Annotated in this window: 18 protein-coding genes; 16 read left to right on the top strand and 2 right to left on the bottom strand. The window is 56.2% G+C overall.

The window, feature by feature from the left end:
* The first annotated feature begins 20 nt into the window (after positions 1–20).
* The 7 genes from ACA053_RS28755 (at position 21) to ACA053_RS28725 (ending at position 8,328) form a co-directional block, all read left to right on the top strand.
* Entirely contained in the window at positions 21–2,381 is a 2,361-nt protein-coding gene (locus tag ACA053_RS28755) for a type VI secretion system Vgr family protein (protein WP_497394216.1), read from the top strand.
* 14 nt (positions 2,382–2,395) lie between these two features.
* Positions 2,396–4,582: a phospholipase D-like domain-containing protein gene (locus ACA053_RS28750; protein ID WP_497394215.1), complete on the top strand. Its 2,187-nt coding sequence runs from the start codon at positions 2,396–2,398 to the stop codon at positions 4,580–4,582.
* Positions 4,563–5,435 carry a tetratricopeptide repeat protein gene (locus ACA053_RS28745; RefSeq protein ID WP_497394214.1) on the top strand — a complete coding sequence of 291 codons (873 nt, stop codon included), beginning with the start codon at positions 4,563–4,565 and terminating at the stop codon, positions 5,433–5,435. The genes ACA053_RS28750 and ACA053_RS28745 overlap by 20 nt, the downstream gene beginning before the upstream one ends.
* Entirely contained in the window at positions 5,419–6,288 is an 870-nt protein-coding gene (locus tag ACA053_RS28740) for a tetratricopeptide repeat protein (protein ID WP_497394212.1), read from the top strand. Before ACA053_RS28745 ends, ACA053_RS28740 begins: the two co-directional genes overlap by 17 nt.
* Positions 6,275–7,141, top strand: coding sequence for a tetratricopeptide repeat protein (locus tag ACA053_RS28735; RefSeq protein WP_497394211.1), 867 nt, complete (start codon positions 6,275–6,277; stop codon positions 7,139–7,141). The genes ACA053_RS28740 and ACA053_RS28735 overlap by 14 nt, the downstream gene beginning before the upstream one ends.
* On the top strand, positions 7,128–7,994 hold the full coding sequence (locus tag ACA053_RS28730) for a tetratricopeptide repeat protein (protein ID WP_497396258.1): 867 nt from the start codon (positions 7,128–7,130) through the stop codon (positions 7,992–7,994). Before ACA053_RS28735 ends, ACA053_RS28730 begins: the two co-directional genes overlap by 14 nt.
* Before the next feature lie 118 nt (positions 7,995–8,112).
* Complete coding sequence (locus ACA053_RS28725; protein WP_497394210.1) at positions 8,113–8,328, top strand: hypothetical protein; 216 nt, start codon at positions 8,113–8,115, stop codon at positions 8,326–8,328.
* A gap of 47 nt (positions 8,329–8,375) precedes the next feature.
* Here the strand turns inward: ACA053_RS28725 and ACA053_RS28720 are convergent, their stop codons facing one another.
* Positions 8,376–8,762 (bottom strand): DUF6124 family protein, encoded by a 387-nt coding sequence (locus tag ACA053_RS28720; RefSeq protein WP_497394209.1) that lies wholly within the window; start codon positions 8,760–8,762, stop codon positions 8,376–8,378.
* A 713-nt stretch (positions 8,763–9,475) separates the two neighbouring features.
* Here ACA053_RS28720 and ACA053_RS28715 point away from each other — a divergent pair.
* From ACA053_RS28715 to ACA053_RS28675, 9 genes are all read left to right on the top strand, one after another.
* Positions 9,476–9,964: a cell division protein gene (locus ACA053_RS28715; RefSeq protein WP_497394208.1), complete on the top strand. Its 489-nt coding sequence runs from the start codon at positions 9,476–9,478 to the stop codon at positions 9,962–9,964.
* Complete coding sequence (locus ACA053_RS28710; protein WP_497394207.1) at positions 9,957–11,399, top strand: TIGR01777 family oxidoreductase; 1,443 nt, start codon at positions 9,957–9,959, stop codon at positions 11,397–11,399. The genes ACA053_RS28715 and ACA053_RS28710 overlap by 8 nt, the downstream gene beginning before the upstream one ends.
* A 9-nt stretch (positions 11,400–11,408) precedes the next feature.
* Positions 11,409–13,844, top strand: coding sequence for a PEP-utilizing enzyme (locus tag ACA053_RS28705; protein ID WP_497394206.1), 2,436 nt, complete (start codon positions 11,409–11,411; stop codon positions 13,842–13,844).
* Positions 13,845–13,868: 24 nt separating this feature from the next.
* Positions 13,869–15,239 carry an SEL1-like repeat protein gene (locus ACA053_RS28700; protein WP_497394204.1) on the top strand — a complete coding sequence of 457 codons (1,371 nt, stop codon included), beginning with the start codon at positions 13,869–13,871 and terminating at the stop codon, positions 15,237–15,239.
* Between the two features lie 472 nt (positions 15,240–15,711).
* Positions 15,712–16,194, top strand: a complete 483-nt coding sequence (locus tag ACA053_RS28695; protein WP_497394203.1) for a hypothetical protein — start codon at positions 15,712–15,714, stop codon at positions 16,192–16,194.
* A gap of 24 nt (positions 16,195–16,218) precedes the next feature.
* Positions 16,219–16,689, top strand: coding sequence for a hypothetical protein (locus ACA053_RS28690; protein WP_497394202.1), 471 nt, complete (start codon positions 16,219–16,221; stop codon positions 16,687–16,689).
* On the top strand, positions 16,686–18,413 hold the full coding sequence (locus ACA053_RS28685; RefSeq protein WP_497394201.1) for a tetratricopeptide repeat protein: 1,728 nt from the start codon (positions 16,686–16,688) through the stop codon (positions 18,411–18,413). The genes ACA053_RS28690 and ACA053_RS28685 overlap by 4 nt, the downstream gene beginning before the upstream one ends.
* 150 nt (positions 18,414–18,563) lie before the next feature.
* The gene (locus ACA053_RS28680) at positions 18,564–18,803 is read left to right on the top strand and encodes a hypothetical protein (protein ID WP_497394200.1); all 240 of its coding nucleotides are present in this window, start codon (positions 18,564–18,566) and stop codon (positions 18,801–18,803) included.
* A gap of 163 nt (positions 18,804–18,966) precedes the next feature.
* Positions 18,967–19,356 (top strand): hypothetical protein, encoded by a 390-nt coding sequence (locus ACA053_RS28675; protein WP_008150118.1) that lies wholly within the window; start codon positions 18,967–18,969, stop codon positions 19,354–19,356.
* Positions 19,357–19,669: 313 nt separating this feature from the next.
* Here the strand turns inward: ACA053_RS28675 and ACA053_RS28670 are convergent, their stop codons facing one another.
* On the bottom strand, positions 19,670–21,070 hold the full coding sequence (locus ACA053_RS28670; protein ID WP_497394199.1) for an aminoacyl-tRNA deacylase and HDOD domain-containing protein: 1,401 nt from the start codon (positions 21,068–21,070) through the stop codon (positions 19,670–19,672).
* Between the last annotated feature and the right edge of the window lie 76 nt (positions 21,071–21,146).

The raw sequence follows: 21,146 nt of genomic DNA, 5'->3' as shown, positions 1-21,146 counted from the left end.
TACCGAACAGGGAGCAAGCAATGTTCAACTCCGCTAACGAAACCCACTTCAGCCTGACCGTCGAAGACTACGTCGGCGACCTGCAAGTGCTGTCGTTCACCGGCACCGAAGGCATCAGCCAGCCGTATCGCTTCGACCTCGAACTGGTCAGCGAAAACCCCGATCTGGACCTGGAAAAACTCCTGCACAAACAGGCGTTCCTGGCGTTCGATCCGCAGGGCTCCGGCATCCATGGCCAGATCTACCGCGTCGCCCAAGGCGATGCCGGCAAGCGCCTGACCCGCTACAAAGTCTCCCTGGTGCCACAACTGCAATACCTGCATCACCGCACCAACCAGCGCATCTACCAGCAGATGTCCGCGCCGAAAATCATCGCGCTGATCCTCGACGAGCACGGCATCAAGGGCAACGCCTACCGCTTCCAGCTCAGCCAGCCCTGCCCGGACCGCGACTACTGCGTGCAGTACGACGAAACCGACCTGCACTTCGTCCAGCGCCTGTGCGAAGAGGAAGGGATTCACTACCACTTCCAGCACAGCGAGAAAGGTCATCTGCTGGTGTTCGGCGACGACCAGACCGTGTTCCCCAAACTCGGCCAGCCAACGGCCTACGTGCAAGGCAGCGGCATGGTCGCCGACGAACCGGTGATCAAAGGCTTCAAACTGCGCCTCGAAACCCGCACCGGCCGCGTCACCCGCCGCGACTACGATTTCGAAAAGCCGCGCCTGCAACTTGAAGCCGCGTACAAACCCGACGGCGAAAGCACCGAACCGGATCTGGAAGACTACGACTACCCCGGCCGCTTCCTCGACCGCGCGCGCGGCAAATTCCTCAGCCAACGCGCCCTCGAACGCCACCGCGCCGACTACCAGCAAGCCGAAGGCAAAAGCGATCAGACCACCCTGGTCAGCGGCCACTTCCTGGAAATGTCCGACCACCCACGCACCGAGTGGAACGACCTCTGGCTGCTCACCGAAATCGTCCACGAAGGCAAACAACCGCAAGTCCTCGAAGAGTCCGTGACCAGCGACACCACCGACAACAAAGACGACTTCCACCAGGGCTACCGCAACCGCTTCCTCGCCACCCCGTGGGACGTGTTCTACCGCCCCGCGCTGGAACATCCGAAGCCGCGCGTCCTCGGCAGCCAGACCGCCATGGTCACCGGGCCCAAAGGCGAAGAAATTCACTGCGATCAGTACGGCCGCATCAAAGTGCAATTCCACTGGGACCGCGAAGGACAGGCCGACGACAAAACCAGCTGCTGGATGCGCGTGTCTTCGAGTTGGGCCGGGGATCGGTATGGCGCCATCGTCATTCCGCGTATCGGCATGGAAGTGCTCGTTACGTTCCTTGAGGGTGATCCCGATCAGCCGTTGGTGACTGGGTGCCTGTATCACAAGGAAAACCAGGTTCCCTACGAACTGCCGGCGAACAAGACTCGCACCGTGTTCAAAACCCTCAGCTCCCCGGGGGGCGGTGGGTTCAATGAACTGCGCATTGAAGACAAGAAAGGGGCGGAGCAGATCTTTATTCATGCCCAGCGGGATTGGGATGAAAACATCGAGCATGATCAGAAGATTCGTGTGGGCAATGAGCGGCATGACACGGTGGTCAAGAACACCTACACCGAACTCAAGGCCGAAGAGCATCGCACCACGATTGCTGATCGCAAGACCGAAGCGCGGATGGATGATCACCTGACGATTGGGCAGAACCAGCATGTGAAGCTCGGGACTGCGCAGCTGACGAGTGTCGGGAAAGAGATTCATCTGAAGGCTGGGGCGAAGATTGTTATTGAAGCTGGCAGCGAACTCACCATTTTGGGGGGAGGGAGCTTTATCAAGCTGGATGCAGGTGGTGTGACGGTTGTTGGGCCGGTGGTGAAGATCAATGCCGGCGGTTCCGCGGGCAACGGCACGGGGATTGGCATCAAGCCACCGGTGCTGCCGGGAGCAGCGGATAAAGACAAGGCGGGGAGTTTGATGGATCAGGCGTTGGCCAATCCATTGACGGAAACGCCTCCCGGACAGCTACGCCTGCGCATTGCGCCTTTGCCGAACATGCCGGGTTATGCCGACGAGCCCTATCAGCTCTACGCGGATGGCGCGCCGATCAGCAAAGGCTTCAGTGATGAGCAGGGCAACGTGGTGTTCCAGCATATTCCCGGTACCCGCAACTATGTCGTGGAAACCGTCAACGGCCATCGTTTCAGCATGGACATGAGTGAAGAATCTACCGACCAGACGCGCCACCGTACTGAACAGATGGGGCGCGAAGGCTATCGTGATTTTCCTGAGGGAGCTGCGTCGCTTGAAGCTGCGAACATCAGCGACGTATTCCGCCAACTGTGGGCAGATCAAAGCGAGCCGAAGGCGTAAAAGGAGTTACTTGAATGACCTACCTCGATCAAAAATTATCGCTTTCGGTTGCAGAAAGCAGCGCGACCCTGAGTGCCGACTGGTTCGCGCACAAAAACAATCCGCTGAGCCCGCCACGCCCGGCGGGCAATATCGTCACCCCGCTGGTGTGTGGCGAAGAAGCGTTCGGCAAAGTGTATGAGTGCATACAGAAGGCCAAGCGCAGCATCGATCTCATCAGCTGGGGGTTTGACCCCGGCCTGCGCCTCAACCGTGGCTCGGCCGACAGCCTCAGCTTGGGCGAATTGCTCAAGAAAAAGGCTGATCAGGGCGTGGAAGTGCGCGTGCTGATCTGGAACAACCGACTGGCTCAGCTCGGGGAAAACTCGGTCATCGGTGAAGGCTGGAACGGTTCTGGCGGAGCCTCGATGGGCTCGGGCATGACCCAGAGCCAACCTGCGGACACCAGCGGGCGAGACGCCAAACGCCAGAAGCTCCTGCAAAAGCAGCAGGAAGAGCAGGCAAAGCTGGCCAAGCTTTCACCCAACGACGAAAGTGGCAGACGCGCTTCGCGTGACAGGTTGATCAAGATCCAGATTGACCTGGACGCGCTGGACAGTGGCTACTCCAAGGGCAGCGATTCGGGCGGAACAGTGCAGGACCCGAATGAGCAGATCAAAACGCGTGACTGGCACCGCTGGGTGCACAGCAGTGAGGCACGCAATATCGAATTTCGCACGCGGGATTTCAACTGGGCGGGCGAACTGACCTACGACGACGAAAACGGCTTGCGGGTCCATTACGGGCGTCTTGCCATTCTGTGGCGGTTGATGAAAAACGAGTCCCCGGATGTGCCTTTTATCCAGATGCTCGCACTCGGTCTGTTTCCCAGCCATCACCAGAAAACCCTGGTGATCGACTACATGGACCCGCAAACGGCCGAAGGCTTCGTCATGGGGCACAACCTTCAACGCAACTACTGGGACACCACCGAGCATGCCTTCGACGACCAGAACGGTAAGCGCGACCAAGGCTTCGGCCCCTGGCAGGACCTCTCCCTGCATGTGCGTGGCCCGGTGCTGTTCGACCTCAACCACAACTTTTGCAATGCCTGGGACAAGGGCACCAACTGGATAAAACGTGCCTTCAGCGGTTCCTTGATCGACCAGCGAAAAGTGGTCAAGCCATTGAGCCTCATCTGCAATGGTGGCGAGCCTGCGCAAATCTGCCGAACCCAGCCAGAAGAAGGGCCGGAAACCACCATTCTCGAAGTGTATGAAAAGGCACTGGGCAACGTGCACCAGTACGCCTACATAGAGAACCAGTATTTCCGCTACAAACCCTTGGCCGAACGCCTGAAAAAAACCGCGGCCGACTACACCGCCGCGGGCAAGCTTCAAGACCTGTACCTGTTTGTGGTGACCAACAACCCGGAAAGCGGTCACTTCTCAAGCACCACTCACGAGACGCTGGATACCCTCGGGCAGGGAGAGCTGATGCCCTTGGCTCACCGCGATCTCAAATACGACCAGCGCCAACTCGCCCTCCGTGAACGTGAATTGACGGCCCAACCCAGCTCGCCTCAGCGCGATCAGCAACTGGCCGCCGTGAAAGCGCAAATGGCCAAGGAGAACATCGACTCCAGCCGCGCCGACGACCTGATCGAAACGGACCCCAACAAACACTACAACCAGGCTGCGGCGAGAGAACTGGAACCTGAACTGATCCCACCGAAGGGGCTCAAAATCATCGTCGCCACCTTGGTCAGCTGCAAGGACAGTGGCGCTCCGGTGGCCGCGAAAACCAGTGCAGAGCGGCAAACGGATAAGGCCATCGAAGAGCACCTAGGCCCTGAACAAGGCACGGCGCAGTACAAGTCGATTTATGTGCACAGCAAATTGCTGCTGGTTGATGATCTGTTTTTCACCTTGGGTTCGGCGAATATCAACTTACGCAGCTTGCAGACTGACTCTGAATTGAACATTGCCATGCCTAGTCCGAAAACGACGCGGACGTGGCGGGAGCGGTTGTGGGCGATGCATTCGGGGACGGGGATAAGCACAGAGAAAGCGACAGTCGTAGAGAACATAAGTGCAGATTACAAAATATGGGAACGGGTTATAAATAAAAATTGGGAATTTCAAAAGAAAAAAATGCCCCTGATTGGGAATTTAGTTAGATTTTGGGATGTGGTGACACCTTATGCAAAAGCAGTTGATTAATTTATTGCTTCCTCTGTTTTTATGTTTTTTTGGAGTAACAGTTATGGCGGGCGAGTTTAAATGTGTTCACGAGCAGGACACTGCTCCACCTCTAAATCAACAAGCTGATAGTTTGTTTAAGCAGGCTCGTGTTATTAGTAAGGAGCGACAGCCTGATTGGACAAAAGTAGCCGATCTTTACCAGCAGGCTGTTGAGAAGGATCACTGGAAAGCTATGCATAATCTTGCTGAGCTGTACTTGCGTGGTGATGGCGTAGCGAAAGATACCAACAAGGCTATCGACCTTTATATGCGTATGGTCAAGTTGCAGGTTCCACTTGGTTATTATGATATGAGTGTGGTGAGTCAACGTGGAGTTGGTGTGGTGCAGTCGGACAAGGATGCCATGCTCTTCCTAATCAAAGCGGCTGATCTAGGGAGTCCTGAAGCACAAACAAGAATCGGTTACATATATATATATGATAAAAACAAAGATGCTATCGGCCTAGGCTATATAAAGTGCGCCGCTAAACAAGGGTATGCAGATGCTAATTACAAGCTGGGGACATACTATCAAGGGATAGATAAAAACTATCCGGTTGCCATGCATTATTATCAGCAAGCGGCTGCCCTCGGGGAGGATAAGGGAGCTATGGAAATTAAGGACGTTTTTCAAGAAGGGCTGAACGGCTATCCGAAGAATGCCAAATTAGCGAAAGTATATGACGATGTATCTAGTCGCTTCTACCGTGATCCTGATCTGCGTTTGCCTAACTTGGCGAAAGACTATCCACTCCCTCCGCATCCTATTCAGGGCTATCACGGCGACAAAGATATCAACTGGAAACCAACTGGGCGTGAAGACGATTATTAAAGCATTGCTGGCTGCAGGCTTATTAAGTGCCAGTGGACCTGTTGTGGCTGACGAATTTAAGTGTGTCCATGAACAAGATACTGCTCCGTCTTTGAATCCTCAGGCGGAGCAGTGGTTTCAACAGGGACGCTCTATCGGTAAAGAGCGCCCTGCAAACTGGGCGGAAGTCGCCAAGCTCTATCAGCAAGCGGTAGCAAAAAATCATTGGAAGGCCATGCACAATCTCGCCGAGCTATATTTACGCGGTGATGGGGTACTGAAAGATACCAATAAGGCTATCGATCTTTACATGCGGATGGTTAATTTGAAAGTGCCTCTTGGCTATTACGATATGAGCGTAATGACGCAGAGTGGGGTTGGCGTTGTTCAATCCGCTAAAGATGCTATGTTGTTTCTTGTTAAGGCTGCCGGCTTGGGTAGTCCACAGGCTCAAACCAGGATTGGCTATATATATATCTATGACAAGAGAAAAGATGCTATAGGACTTGGGTATTTAAAGTGTGCCGAAAAGCAAGGCTATGCGGATGCAGCTTACAAGCTGGGGTCGTATTATGAAGTTGTGGATGAAAATTATCCTGTTTCTATGCACTACTACCAGCGTGCTGCTGCTCTAGGAGAGCCAAAAGGGGTAACGGAAATCAGAAATGTTTTTGAACAAGGGCTGAACGGTTATCCGAAGAATGCCAAATTAGCGAAAGTCTATGATGATATATCGAGTAGATTCTATCGTGATTCTTACCTGCGTTTACCTAATTTGGCAAAAGACTACCCACTCCCACCGCATCCTATTCAGGGCTATCACGGTGATAAAAATATCAACTGGAAACCTATTGGGCGTAATGACGATTATTAAAGCGTTGCTGGCTGCGGGCCTATTAAGTGTCAGTGGATTTGTTGTGGCAGGCGAATTCAGGTGTCTTCATGAGCAAGACGTTGCACCGCCCTTGAATCAACAGGCGGAGCTATGGTTTCAACAGGGGCGGTCTATCAGTAAAGAGCGCCTACCGAAATGGACGGAAGTCGCTAGGCTCTATCAACAAGCGGCAGAGAAAAACCATTGGAAGGCCATGCACAATCTTGCCGAGCTCTATCTGCGCGGCGATGGGGTTGACAAGGATACAAATAAGGCTATCGACCTATATATGGAGATGGTGAAGTTACAAGTGCCCTTGGGCTATTACGATATGAGTGTGATGACCCAACGTGGTGTTGGAGTAGTGCAGTCCGAAAAAGACGCCATACTTTTTTTGCTTAAGGCCGGAGACATGGGGAGCCCAATAGCGCAGATTAGGCTTGGAAATAAATACATTTACAACCTGAAAAGATATCAGCTGGGAGTGTCTTATTTGCGCTGCGCAGCGCTTCAGAACAACGCAGAGGCAAATTATGAATTGGGTAACTACTATGAGTTGTTGGATAGGAATTACCCCGTGGCAATGCATTACTATCAACGCGCTGCTTCCTTGGGGGAACGTAAAGGTGCTATGGAAATCGTAAGTATCTTACGGGAAGGCAAGTTTTCTTATGGAAAGGATGAGAGGCTAGCTAAGGCGTACTACGAAGTGTCGAGCCAATTATCAAATAACCCAGAACTTCGTCTTCCCAATCTAGCCAAAGATATTCCTCTTCCACCAAATTTGGTTCAGGGTTATCACGGCGACAAAGATATCAACTGGAAACCTACGGGGCGTGATGACGATTATTAATGCGTTGCTGATCGCGGGTTTATTAAGTACCAGTGGGCTTGTTGAGGCTGACGAATTCAAGTGTGTCCATGAACAGAATACTGCTCCCCCTTTGAATCAACAGGCGGAACAATGGTTTCAACAGGGACGCTCTATGAGTAAAGAGCGCCCCGCAAACTGGGCGGAAGTCGCACGGCTTTATCAGCAAGCGGCAGAAAAAAATCACTGGAAGGCTATGCACAATCTTGCCGAGCTTTATTTGCTTGGCGACGGGGTTGCCAAGGATACAAATAAAGCTATCGACCTATATATGGAGATGGTGAAATTACAGGTGCCATTGGGTTATTACGATATGAGTGTGATGACTCGGCGTGGTGTCGGAGTGGTGCAGTCTGATAAAGACGCTATGCTTTTTTTGATAAAAGCAGCAGATCTTGGAAGCCCGCATGCGCAAACACGGATTGGGTATATCTATATATACGATAAAAACAAAGACGCTTTGGGGCTTAGGTACCTTAAGTGCGCAGATGAACAAGATTATTCAGATGCGACTTACAAGATAGCTTCATATAATAGCAATATTGATGCTAATTACCCTGTTGCCATGCACTATTATCAGCGTGCGGTAGCGTTAGGCGTGCGTAAAGCTGCGTTAGTTATTGATAGTACTTTTGAGGAAGGCAATTTCGGCTACGCAAAAAATGAGAAATTGGCGAAAGCTTATAGCAATATTTCTAGTCATCTATTCAAAAACCCAGATCTGCGGTTTCCTGATTTAGCGAAAGATTATCCGCTGCCGCCACACCCTGTTCAGGGCTACCATGGCGATAAAGACATCAACTGGAAACCCACGGGACGTGATGACGACTACTAATCCTGCGACGAAATGAGAGACTCTGCGTCAGAGAAAAGCATCCCGCTCAAACTCGCGGTGCACAGGTTTTCGACTCAAGCATGTCCATGAAGGACTCGACGAATGAAGGAGCACTGTAATGCGTAAAACCTTGGGGATTTTGGCGGCTGTGTTGTTAGCCCTTTCGATATTCAGTGCAGTGCTGGGGCTCGGGGGGATCGCTGCCGGAGCGACCGGCAGCGGAAGCGTATCTAGTGGCCTTGATGTTGCCTTCACCGTGGCGTGCGTGTTGTTTGTCTTGAGTCTGTTAAGCGGAGTAGTCGCTGTTTTCTGCCCGAAAGACAGTCGTCCGTAGAGCGGGGAAGGGATGGGTTTTTTAGGCTGAACCCTTCCCCCTGTTTGCTACTTCGCGTTGGTCCGATGCTCCGCCGGATTCGGCGAATCAATATGATCCAGCGCTCGCTCCACCAACAACCGAACCCCATCCGCCAATCTGCTTAGCGCCAAGGCTAAGGAGCGTCGTGCACCGTCCACGTCGTCGGCCAGGTTGGCGGCGATGGCGCTGATGGATAGCAGGTCTTCCGAGGCGTTGGCCAGGAGGGCTTCGGTGTCGATGTCGGGGGAGACGGCGAAGAGGTTGCCTTTGCGAGGTTTGGGTTTATCAGCGGGTGGTGGGGCGAAATGGTGGTCGAGGGCGCGTTCGGCGGCTTCGTGGAGTTTCTTCGAATCGAGGGATTCGTAGGGGGAGGTGGCTTCGTTTGCTGGTGGATTCGGTATTGGCTTGATCATTAGTAATTTCCGATATGTGTTTTAGATGTAGCTGTCTCCTCTTCGCTTGCATTCGAATAAGGGTGGCAGCCGTGCGCAGGTGTGCAAGACCGGGCATATCGGACCCCGGCAGACCCCAAAGGGACCTCCCACGCACAGCCGCCATGAAGCATTTACATCGAGCAGAAAGACGCTTGATGTTCGGTTTGGCGACCGTGCGGCGATATGTACCGGACTTGCACGTCCGTGTCACCGATTTTGCGGTAACGAACAAAGACTATCGATGAAGCCAAATGCTGCCTAGTTCACGAACAGCACCACGTGTTGAAGGAAATATCCGATGGAGTCGAGCGTAGAAAGCTCAAAATTTCCACGCTTTTAAACACCCTCGTTTCGTCAATGACTTGGTAGTCATCAGCGTCAAAAGCTCCGGCATCTTCTTCTACCGCTGCGCAACAGTTCAGTTCGTCCCGTTTTGTCGGACATGACGAAAATGTATTTGATTATTGGCGACTCGGTGTTGCAGGAACGGCTTCAGGCTGTGCGGCTGCAAATCATGTTTAAAACCCCCAAAGGAAAGGAGATTCGGGACTGGGTTCAATGCAACGATGCCGATGGTCGTTAGTTGATTTTCCATTCGAAATTTCAGAGGTGAAACGGGCACCGTGATTAATCACTAAATTCCCCGTTTTCCTTTAGACTTGCGCCCCTCAAGGAAGACCTCAGGACACGGAATGCCAGTCCCCCTTTTTATCCTTCGCAAAGCCCTGGTTGTTTGGCTATACGCCGCCGCCCTGGTGCATTTGCTCGTCAGCGTCACACTGACCTGGGCCGGCCATTCCGGCTTGCTCGACGGCTACCTGCAAACCATCGAACAAGCCTTCTGGGCCACCGAAGCTGTACCCACCGCCGCCCGCGCCCAACAAGTTTGGTGGTTAGCCTTGTTCGGCGCCACGCTGCAAAGCTATTCCCTCTACATGCTCGCCCTCGTGCACCTCGGCCATCGACTCAAAACCTCAATGGCTTGGGGCTGGTTGATCGCCGGCATCGTGCTCTGGGCGCCGCAAGACATGTTGATTTCCCTCCAGGCGCAGGTCTGGTCGCACCTGTGGTTCGACAGCTTCGCGCTGTTCACTCTGCTGCCGCCGCTGTTCTGGCTCTATCGCCACGACCGCCGCACTTCCACCTCAACACACACACTGAGTGACGCTGACCATGCTTGATTTTTCCCTTCTGGATTGGGCAATTGCTCTGCTGATCGCCCAGGCATGTCTGGGTGCACTCGACACCCTGTATCACCACGAACTAACCGTCGCACTGCCTTATCGTCACAGTGCGCGGCTGGAGTTGTCGATCCACGCGTTACGTTCGTGTTTCTATGGGATTCTGTTTCTGGGCATGGCGCATTTTGCGTTTCAGGGCGCGTGGGCGATTGTCATTGCGCTACTGTTTGCCCTGGAGATTTGCCTGACGCTGTGGGACTTTGTGGTCGAGGATCGGAGCCGCAAGCTGCCGGCCATCGAACGCATCATGCACACCGTTCTGGCGGTCAACGGCGGGGCTTTTTTTGCGTTGTACGGCGTGCAACTGGCGCAGTGGGCGAGTTTGCCTACCGGCCTGACAGCGATTGATTTCGGCTGGCGCGGTTGGTTGCTGACGCTGTTCGCCATCGGAGTTACTGCCTCGGGTATTCGTGATGGGTTGGCAGCGCTGCGCATGCAACGAGAAGGCAAACCGTCGAACCCGTTTGCGGGTGGCGCCTATAAGCGTGTGCTGGTGACCGGTGGCACTGGGTTTATCGGCGAAGTGCTGGTTAATCAACTGCTCGACGCCGGCCACACGGTCTGCGTGTTGGCTCGTGATCCGCTGAAGGCCGCCTACCTGTTTGATGGTCGCGCTCGCTGCCTGCGTTCGCTGGGCAAGCTCGGCTACAACGAAACTTTCGACGTGGTGATCAACCTCGCAGGCGCGCCAGTGGCCGGGCCGCGCTGGAGTGCCAGTCGCCAGGCGCAACTGATCGCCAGTCGGGTCAATACCACCGAGGCGCTGATGACCTGGTTGAAGAACGCCCGGCATAAACCAGCCTTGTGGATTCAGGCCTCGGCCATCGGTTTTTACGGGGTGCGCGATGCCAGCGAAAGCCTCGATGAAGGCGCCTCCAAGGGCGACGGCTTCATGGCAGAGTTGTGCGCCAAATGGGAAGCCGCCGCGCAACCGGCCACCGAGTTGGGCGTGCGTCAGGTGGTGCTGCGTTTGGGCGTGGTGTTTGGCCCGGGCGGCGCGTTGTTGCCGTTGCTGATTCCGTTTCGTCTGGGGTTCGGCGGGCGCATGGGCGATGGTCAGCAGATCATGAGTTGGGTACACCGCGACGATGTGATTCAGGTGATCGCCCGTGCCTTCGATGACAGCAGTTTGAGCGGTACTTACAACCTGGTGGCGCCGGATGCGGTGAGTCAGGCGGTGTTCGCCGAGAGCGTCGGTAAAGCCCTGAAGCGCCCGGTGTGGTTCCACATTCCGGCGGCGCCGGTGCGTGCGTTGGCCGGCGAGATGGCGCAGTTGTTTTTCGATGGCCAACGAGTGGTGCCGAGCCGCCTGACCGAGGCGGGCTACACGTTCCGTTACCCGACCCTCGACGTTGCCCTGCGCGATCTGGCCTGAGGAGTGTCCATGAGCAAGCCTGTGATGTACTTGCTGGCCGGCAATGGTAGCGCCGCCGATTGGTGGGATGACGCGCTGCCGCACTTTCAGCGTTATCAGGTGGTGCCGCTGGAATTGCCGGGCTTTGGCAACAATCCACAGGCACCCTGCGAAGACCTCGCGGCGTACGCTCAAGCGTTGCTCGCGATGACGGTGAAAGGCCGCACGATCATGGCGGTCGGGGTCAATGCGCTGCTGGTGTTGCATGCGCTGCAACGTCAGCCAGGGCACTTTTGCCGTAGCGTGTTGCTGGCGCCGGTCGGGGCATTTTTGTGGCAACGACGGCTGCCGGCGCTGATGTCGCCGCTGCCGATTCGCAAGACCATTCACTGGTTGCTGGCGAACAAGCCAGCGCTGTTCAAACACAAGTTTTCCAACCAGACCTGGACGCCCGCGCAGTACCAGCGCATGGGCGCGGGGTATGCGCGATGCCGCGCTTTTGTGCCCCATTGGGACTTGGTGCGGGCCGACACCGCGTTGCCGCTGCTGGAGTGGATCACCGATCCGGTCGAGCTGGTCTGGGGCGATCATGACAACGTGCTGGGTATCGCACAGGCTGCCGCATGGTCGGCGATTCTGGCTCGCGCTGATCTGACTATCAGCCTGAAAACCGGTTGGGGTCATTACCCGTGGATCGACTCGCCGGCCGAATTCGCTGCGTGGCTGGAGTCGGGCGAGCACGGATTCGTCGCGCACACCAAGGGCGGCCGTTTGCGTCTGGCCGAGTTGGCCGGGCAAGCGGTGCCGCCGGCGCTGTCACTCAATGATTGTCACGATGAACGTCTGCCGGCGTTTCTCGCCAGCCAACCGGACGCCACGTGGGCGGTGCGTTCCTCCAGTTATGGCGAGGATCAAGCCGATGCGGCGAACGCCGGGCTGAGCACCACATTTCTGCGGGAACCGACACCCAACGTGCCCGCGCGCATTGCCGAGCTGAGCGCGGCGGGTGTGGAAGAAGTGGTGGTGCAGCGCTTCATCACACCGCAGTTGTCCGGGATCGCTTTTGTGCGACATCTGTCGGTGGAACTTGAATGGGTCGAAGGTCATCTGGAGTCGTTGGCCGATGGTCAGGTGAGCCCCGGGCGCGCGATCATTTCCCGCCTCGGCGCCTCCTGGAGCAGCGACAAGTTCGAGCCTTCACACGGTTTGACCGCTGACCAGCTATGGCGCTTTCTACAAAACGTTCTGCGGGTTTTTCATTACGTGCCCGGCGACGTCGAATGGGCCTGGGACGGTACGCAACTGTGGCTGTTGCAATACCGGCCGATCAGCGACTACGGCTGGCGTCGTCACCTGACGGCCGCCAACATCGCCGAAATCCTGCCGCCACAACCAAGCGTTTTCGTGGAGTACGCGCAACGACGTGCGGCGGCGAGTATTCCGGCGATCATGGCGCGTTGGGATTCACGGGTGCTGCAGGACAACGAGCCGTTCACCGCTGTGTTTGGCGGCGCTTCTTACATCAACAATGATCTGTTTCTCGCCCGACTGGCCGACTGGGGAATCTCTGCCAACAGCTACGCCGGTGAAGTCGGCGGCGCGACCCCGCATCTGCCTTGGCGACCGCTGCGTCTAATCCGTTCGCTGGCACTGTTCCTGCGCATGCAACGCATCGCGCGCGGTCATTTGCTGACGTTGGAAAAGCGTTTGCGCCGCTTCGACGAAGAACTGTCCGAGCTGATCGCCCAAGGTGCCGACGGCCAACAACTGGCCGACTGGTTCACCCGGTTTTATGTGTTCGTGGTGCAAGGCAACTTGTGTATCGCTACCTCACTGGCCAGCAGCGGCGGCGACCAGCTGGGCCGGCCTCCGACCGTCTATGACGATCTTGAACACAGCCCGCATCGTCTGCCCTGGGAAACCGATCCGGCCACGCCACGCCCGGCACCGACCGACCTGCCGTTGCAAGCCTTTGCGCAATGGTCCGGGTTCATCCGTGTGGCCCATTCGACCGGCCTGCCGGGCCTGCGCGGTTACTACCTGCAAGTGCGCGAGTGGTATCGCGACAACCTGATGCGAATTTTCTTTCGCCTGCACCACGCCATGCCGATGGCCGACCGAGCGCGTTGGTTTACACCGCATCCAGACATCCGCAATCGCGACGGCAGCTTTTGGCAGGACGGCCGCGAAGGCACTGAGCAAGCGACGGGTTTCATGATTTATCCGGGGCAGGTGCAAGGCATTCTGGGCGACGACATTTTGCTCGAAGACACCCTGGACCCCGGTCGCCACGCGCACTACCAGGCCGCGCGGGCGGTGATTGCGCGCATGGGCGGGCGCTTGTCCCATGGTTCAACCTTGTTGCGTGAACTGCGCAAACCTTCGGCGGTGCTGCCTCAGGTGGATGTGGCATGGGTGGGGTGTGAGGTGTTGTATCGGGATGGTGAACTGACGTTGGTGAAGTAGTTTTTGATGAAAAGGAATTCTTGTGTGGCGGGTTTGAAGTTTGGGTGTCTGGCGTTGTTGGCGCTAGTGATGTCGTCGGCTGCGTTCGCGGTAGAGCCGGGGGCTGCGCAGTGTCCAAGCACCCAGTTTGCGGAGTTCATCACCGCGTTCACGACGAATGCGGACACTCAGCCAGCCTTTGTCGCTTCGCCGGTGATGGAGTTGTCGGTTGTCTCCACCGGGTCGAAACCCCGGGTAGTGCAATGGCAGGTGCCGACACTGGCGCCGCGATCATTGGCCGAACTGTCTGCGGACTACATCGCCAAATCCGGGCTGAGCCTGGAGGTTCAGTTGCCCAACTATGTATTCGTCCGCGACCGCAAAGGTGAAGTGCTGAAGGTCTTCACGTTCAAGTTCGGCGACTGCTGGAAACTGGTGCGGGTCGAAGACTGGTCACTGGAAAAGGTGCTGTCCGCGCAACAAGGGGAGCTGCGCGCTGCGCCGGGTGCTCGCGCCCTTAAGAGAGGCGCACTGTATGACGCGCTGACGAACGAGTCGGGTTATCCGGCCGATGTGCAATTGTATGTTTCGTCCCTGGACAGTTACCTGGACGGTGCCGCCCAGGGTAACGACCAGGCTGCCTATGCTGCCGCGTCAGTCAGCCTCTCGGGACAGGCGCCGCGCCTGGACAACAGCAAAATCCTCGAGCTTTTGAGCCAGGGTTCCCGAACGCTCGCGCAGGCCAGTCATGCGCTTGCCGGGTTTTATTGCGACGAAGGCGAGTATGGCGACCCTCGCCCTTGCGGCGACCCTGCAAAATCCCTGGCAGCGCTGAAAAGGTCTGCCGCGCAAGGTGCGCCCTATGCGCTCAGCAACCTTGGCAGTGCCTTTCAACGTGGCACGCTGGGCATTCAGGATTCGCAACGAGCACTGGCCTGTTACCTGGCGGCGGCCAACATGGGGCTGGAAGATTCGCGCGCCACCGCAGAGCAATTGAGCGCTCAAGGCATACAGGTTGACCCGGCCAAGCCATGCCTGATGCCGGAACCTGCCGAGCACGCCCAGGCGTTGGCCTGCCCCTCGAAGGATTTCGAAGCGTTTTTCGCCGACTACCGGGAAAGCCTGGCCATTCAACAGGCATTCACCCGTGTCCCGATGAAAAAGCTGATTATGGTGGATGCCGAGCCTGAACCAAAGCAGGTCAGCACGTTGCTGGATCGCAGTGAACTGGTATTCCCGCTGATCCCCGAGGCGAAGACGCGCGAGACGCAAGGGCTGACGCTACAGATCACGGACAAGAGCGGCACATCGGCGACGGTGAAACTGCAAAAGCCGGATACGGGTTATCAAGTCCTGTACCGGTTCAGTTTTGATGGGTGTTGGGGACTGGATGAAGTGCAGGATTTCTCGATTTGAATGGCGGGTTATTTCAAGGGATTTGAAGTGAAAAGATTGCTGCTGTTGGTGATTGGCGTGCTGCCGTTGACGGCAAACTGCGAGGTTGTGTCGGAGAATCTGTGTTTTGAAATGGGTGACGGGAGCCCGGTGAAATTCGAGCTTCGAACCTACTACGACACTACGAACAAGTGGCAGGGTGGCTTTGTTAAATACGCGTCATCCGGTGTGCCGATTCCTCTGGTTTTAACCGACAGCCAATCTGAAGAAGTGAGCCCGGATAGGCCATGGGGGCTCACAAGAACATGGTCTGAAGTGCTTGAGGGAAAGGTGACGGGTACATACGAAATGGCGAGCCAGGGTGGGATGATCGTTTCGATGAGCTACACGAATAAGTCGAGTGGCAAGGAATACGTTTTTTTTATTCAGCCACCGAAGTCTCTTTGGAGAAAGGCTGCCAATGGGAATAATCGGTTTGCTCAGGAGTTACAACATGAAAGGACTGTCGATTTTATTGGGCTGCATCCTGGCCGGTGCAGCCTCATTATCTTTCGCCGCCGATCCATCCTTCACGGAGTTCACTGTCACCGAAGTGTTTGCCGGTCCAAACCACGCCCTGGCGCCCCAGGAAAACAGCAACCAATGGATGGATGAAGCGCGAGTACAAGCCCTCGCCGGCAAGGTCAATTTCGCCGGGCACTACGTTCTGCACAGGGTGGGCTGTGGTGGCAGCACGATATGTGTCGAGGTGCTGGACGCGCAGACGGGCGAGGTCACGACGGGTCTGCCCAATGCCTACGACGGCAACTTGCTGACGCTGTCTTACCAGCCCGACAGCAACTTGATCATCGTCTCCGGCATCACCGCCAATACCGAAGAAGACATGAAGGGTAAACGGCTGAAGAACCGCGACCGAACTCGCTACTACGAGTTTGTGAACAACGAATTCCGGCTGCTGAAAATCACCGATTCATAAGCGATTTGGCAAAGGGAGTTGTCTTTGAAAAAGTTAGTGATGCTGATGTTGTTGGCCTTCTCCGCATTCGCTCACAGTGAAGCGGAAGCGGAAGCGGAAGCGGAAGCGGAAGCGGAAGCGGAAGCGGAAGCGGAAATTTCCTGTTTTCGATCCCAGGAAGGCAAGGACATAAAGTTGGAGTTCAGGATCTACAGTGATCAGGCCGCCAAGTGGAGCGGGGCGGGGGTCAAGTATGGGACGTCCAAAGAGTCGATCCCGCTGGTATTCAAAAGTAACGAGCAAGAAGCAATGTCCGACGGCCGACCTTTTCAATCCACCACTACCACCACGTGGGTTGAGGTCGTTGACGGCGCAGTCACGGGCGAATATGTCATGGTCCGTCAAGGGGCGCTGATTTACGGCATGGCGTACACCAATGCCAAAAGCAAGAAACACTATGGGTTTGAGCATCACCCGCAGATTGAGTCTACTCCCGAGAAGGGGTGTCAGTGGTGAAGCTGTATACCTTGAAGATTTCAATGTTCCTGATGGCGCTATTGAGTTTTGGCGCTGGCGCCGCGGAGTTTGTTTTTCCACACGCAACGATCTGTGAGCCTTACGGCAAGACGCCCGGCAGTTGTTCCGTTGCCTTGAATGCAGACGGCTATATTTTAGATGCCAGCTCAGGAAAGCGACTGTTCGACGACACGGAATATACCGGCGCGATGTTTACCAACGCGCTGTATCGATCCGGAAGGCAGTACATCCTGGACAGTGAGAATTACTCTTCGGCTAAATCGCGCCGTTGGGTGGTTTTCAGCTATGACGGTAAAGAAATCGTCCTGAACCATATCTATATTTTTTCCTTGGATATCTCTACACAGATTGGCCCGTACTGGCATGGCTATGACTGCCGTCCGGCCAATGCGAAGTTGGTTGCTGGCGCGGGGCAGGGGCTTCTGGATTCCGCCATCAACACCCTTTGCAAGGACGTTGACGCCAGCGTGGTAACGGTTGCGGATCAACCCCCTGCATCTTCGGCCGCCGGTTCGTTGGCGGTCAGTGTCCCGGTGTACAGCGACGGGCAACGCAATGGCGCGGCAACTTATGTGTTCGAGGGGACTGACGAGCCCGAGTTTCTGAAGATGGCGTGTGATTCCGGCTGCGCGCTTCCCTTGAAAGAAACAGTTTCGCTGAGTACGGGAGAGGTCGCGCAGCCGAGTTCTAGCGCCCATCAGCCAACGGTGATCAAACAGCAACAGGCCAGTTTATTGGGTGATGCATCCCGTCAAAACGTGTCTGTGCTGTCCGGTGATGCTGGGGCAGACTTCCGCCGCCTGCAGATCACGCCTGAACACGGCACCGGTGACGACATCCTGCTGGATACCTCCAAGGCATTGCCGCTGATCAAGAGCCAATACTCGTCGGCCATGAGCGATATCTTCAGCGTCAACATAATCAAAAACCCGGCTGGCGTGCTGAAGGTCATCGATATGCAAGGCGAGTCCGTGTCGGTCAAGCGGTCTTCTGCCGAAGCCGGAAACGCCCTTGTGCTGGTCAGCAGCGAAGAAGATAACGCCGTTTATAACTTCAACCTGGTGTTTCGCTACAACAAAAGCTCCAGGCAGTTCGAGCTGAAAAATGTATTACAGGTCGTCAACAACGAGTCCTGTGATCACTCGGTTGTCAGTGTCGAAGAAGTACCCAAAAGTCTGATCGGTGAAATGTCTTTGGCGTTTTTCGATGGACGCAAAGTGTTTGAGCAGTTGTCTGACTTGCGCATTAAAGCTGCCAGCGATTACAAAAAATTGATGATGACTGACGTCGTGGAACAGCTCGACAAGGCGTTGGCGCTGCATCGAAAAGGGCAGACCGAGGCCGTTTCGACGGTGATGGCGAATTTCCTGATGGATGGAGGCAGCGGTCACTGTTATCCGGACAGCTACATCGCGCAAAAGTATGACTTCGCCCAATCGCCGGGCTGGTCCAACGACCTGGGGTTTCTATTCGGTGAAACCGGCTATTACGCAGAGTCCACTGAGCTGTTGAACGCGGTAATTGCCAGAAACCCCACCCGAACCGTGGCCTATCTGAACCTCGCAGACAGTTACTGGGGCCTGAACAATAAAGCGCTGGCGGCGCAGGCTTACAAGCGGTACGCCTCGTTGATGACCGACGCGGGCAAGGTATCGAAGATTCCCGCGCGAGTGGCTGAGCGTAGCAATGGAGTGGTGGAGTGAGCGAACGCAAGAAGCTGTTTTTGATTTTCGCGGGCGTGGTCCTGGCTGCGGCCATGGCCCCGGTTTTCGCCCAGCCCAACTGCAATCTCGACAGTTTGGAAACGCCTGATTTGCTGGCTGCACATCAGCAATGGCCGGCTGAGCGAATTGATGTATTTGCAGACGGGGATGACCAACGATGGTTTCTACAACGCGATGCAGGCGATGGTGGGCAAAGACAACGCCGTGACGCTGGAGGCAGCGGCGGAACGGTTGGGAGGCGAGGCGTTGGTTGACCCGATTTGGCAGCATTACGTGGATGGCCACTGTGAAATGGCCTTCGGTCTGTTTCGAGAAGATCTGGAGTTCTGTGGGCAGCGCATGCGTTTTCAGTTGCCCATCAATCGTTGATCGTGGGCTAAATAGGCGTTGCTTCGTCAGTTGAAAAGCGTGACTTGGCAGTCATTGACGCCAAAAACCGCATCATCTTCTGCAAACACAAGCCAATAGTGTCGTTATCGTCTGAAGCCGCTACACTGCGCCGGCCGTTCACTTTTCTCTTGAGGCTGTGCGCATGAAATTTCGTTTTCTTCTGTGGATGCTGGGTTTGTTGATGGGTAAGGCCAGTCGGACTAATCCTGCGTTTCAGCAGCAGTTGGGTGACAAGGAATTGGTGTTCCAGCTACAGACCCTGGACGGGAAAGTGGCGCGGCATTTCTTTGTGAAGGATCAGCGCATTACCAGCAAGTCGGGCGTGTATGCCGAGCCGGCGTTTGCGATTGCCTTTAAAGACGCGGCGTATGGCTTTGCCACGATGCAGGCGAAGAACAAGCAATTGGCGTTCATGACGGGGATTCAGGACAAGTCGATTCAGATCAAGGGCAACCCGGCGCTGGTGATCTGGTTTCAGGGGCTGACCAAGTATTTGAAGCCGCGCAAGGCCAAAGCTAAGGCAAAGGCTTGAGTCGAGTGACTGACTTTGTGGCGAGGGAGCTTGCTCCTGCTGGGCTGCGAAGCGGCCCTAAAGCCTGAGACCTCGGTGGTATCTGACACACCGCGTTGGCTGGGTTGCGACTGCTGCGCAGTCGAGCGGGAGCAAGCTCCCTCGCCACAGAGGTGTGGTGATTCAGAGATACCGAGTTGGATTCATCGCGAGCAGGCTCGCTCCCACAAGGGGTTGTGGTGATTCTGGTGGATTGGCGGGGGATTCTTCGCGGGCAAGCCCGCTCCCACAGGGATTGCGTGAATCCTGTGGGAGTGGGCTTGCCCGTGGTGCTTTAGGCCTGGCTGAATTGCGAAGCCAGTTCGCGCAGCAGCACTTCAGCTTCGAGGACCTTGCTGACCACGTCGTTGGCTTTGTCGCGGGTCAGGCCGACGCGTTCGAGCAAGGCGTCGGGGATGTCTTCGTCGGGCCCGGAGCCAATCCCGCGACTACGCAGCAGTCGCACAGCCAGGCACACAAGGTTCGGGTATTCAGCGTAGGCACCGTCGTAGCTCGGGTCGTGCTGGAAACGCAGCGCGGTGGCGAGTTCGTCGGGCATGTCCCAGTAGCGCATCAGCCAGGAGCCGATCTGTTCACGGCTGATGCCCAGCAAGTGTTGCTCGACATAGCTGTGGCACAGGTGCGGGTTGACTTCGAGGTGGCGGCAGATCAGCGAGAAGTGCGGCGGGAAGACGTGGGCCAGCAGCAGGTAACCGAAGTTGTGCAGCAGGCCGGCGAGGTAGGTCAGGCCGGCTTCCGGGCGCTGGGCGCGGGGCATGGCGCGGGTCAGGCCTTCGATGACGGCGGCGGTGTAGATCGATTGCTGCCAGTACGGCGTGGTGTGTTGCGGGTGGTCTTTGGGCAGGCTCAGGGTTTTGCCCAGGGCCAGGCCCAGTGCGAGGTTGATCACCAGGTCGAAACCCAGCACGCGCACGATCGCGTCTTCCACTGAACGAATTTTGCCCGGCGAGGCGTAGTACGGCGACGCGGCCCAACTGACGACTTGGGCGGCCAGCGCCGGGTCGGTTTCGACCACGCCGGTGATGTCGTCGATGGTGGCGTTAGGGTCGACGCGCAACTTGATGATTTTCTGCGCGGTCTCGGCCAGCGGCGGAATCTCGATGGTCTCTTCCAGACGTTGCTGGATGCGTCGCGCGGTGAACGCCTGGACGGCCTGGGTGATTTCCTGGCGGTCATCGTCGGGGCGGTCGAGGTTCGGGCGGATGCTGGTCAGGTTCTCGCCGAAGTTGGCGGCGCTGGCCTTGGTCAGCATGCTCTTGAAATCTTCGCTGGTGATTTCCAGCAGCAGGCCCGGCTCGCCCGAGTTGATCAGCAACTTCGGTTCGCGCAGCAGGCTTTCTTCGTACAGGCACGGCGAACTGGTCAGCGCCGGCAGGCCGGGCAGTAGGCTCAGGTTGTGCTTGCCGAGCATTTTCACCAGGCGTTCGGTGGGCACGGCGGTGAGGCGGCGGCCGGTCAGTTCGGCGAGGCGATTGAGGTCCAGCAACTGGCTTTGCGGGAACAGCACCATCAAGGCGCCGACCGCGTCGTCCACCAGCACCGCCTGCACTTTGCGCGAGGCGTTGAGGCCGTGGTGATCGAGCACTTCTTCATAGGCAATGCCCAATTTGCCCAGCAGCAGCCGAATAACAGACGGAGCGTGCAGGGTGTCGGGGGCGAGGGCAGCTTCTGTCATGGTCTGTATCCGTATTCAAACAATTGCAGGAGTATAACCAGCTTGTTTAAAAGCATCGTCTACAAACTGCGACGGT

The organism is Pseudomonas sp. LBUM1672 (assembly GCF_059695655.1).
The sequence above is the reverse complement of the archived record's forward strand: the minus strand, read 5'-3'. Positions and strand labels throughout refer to the sequence as shown.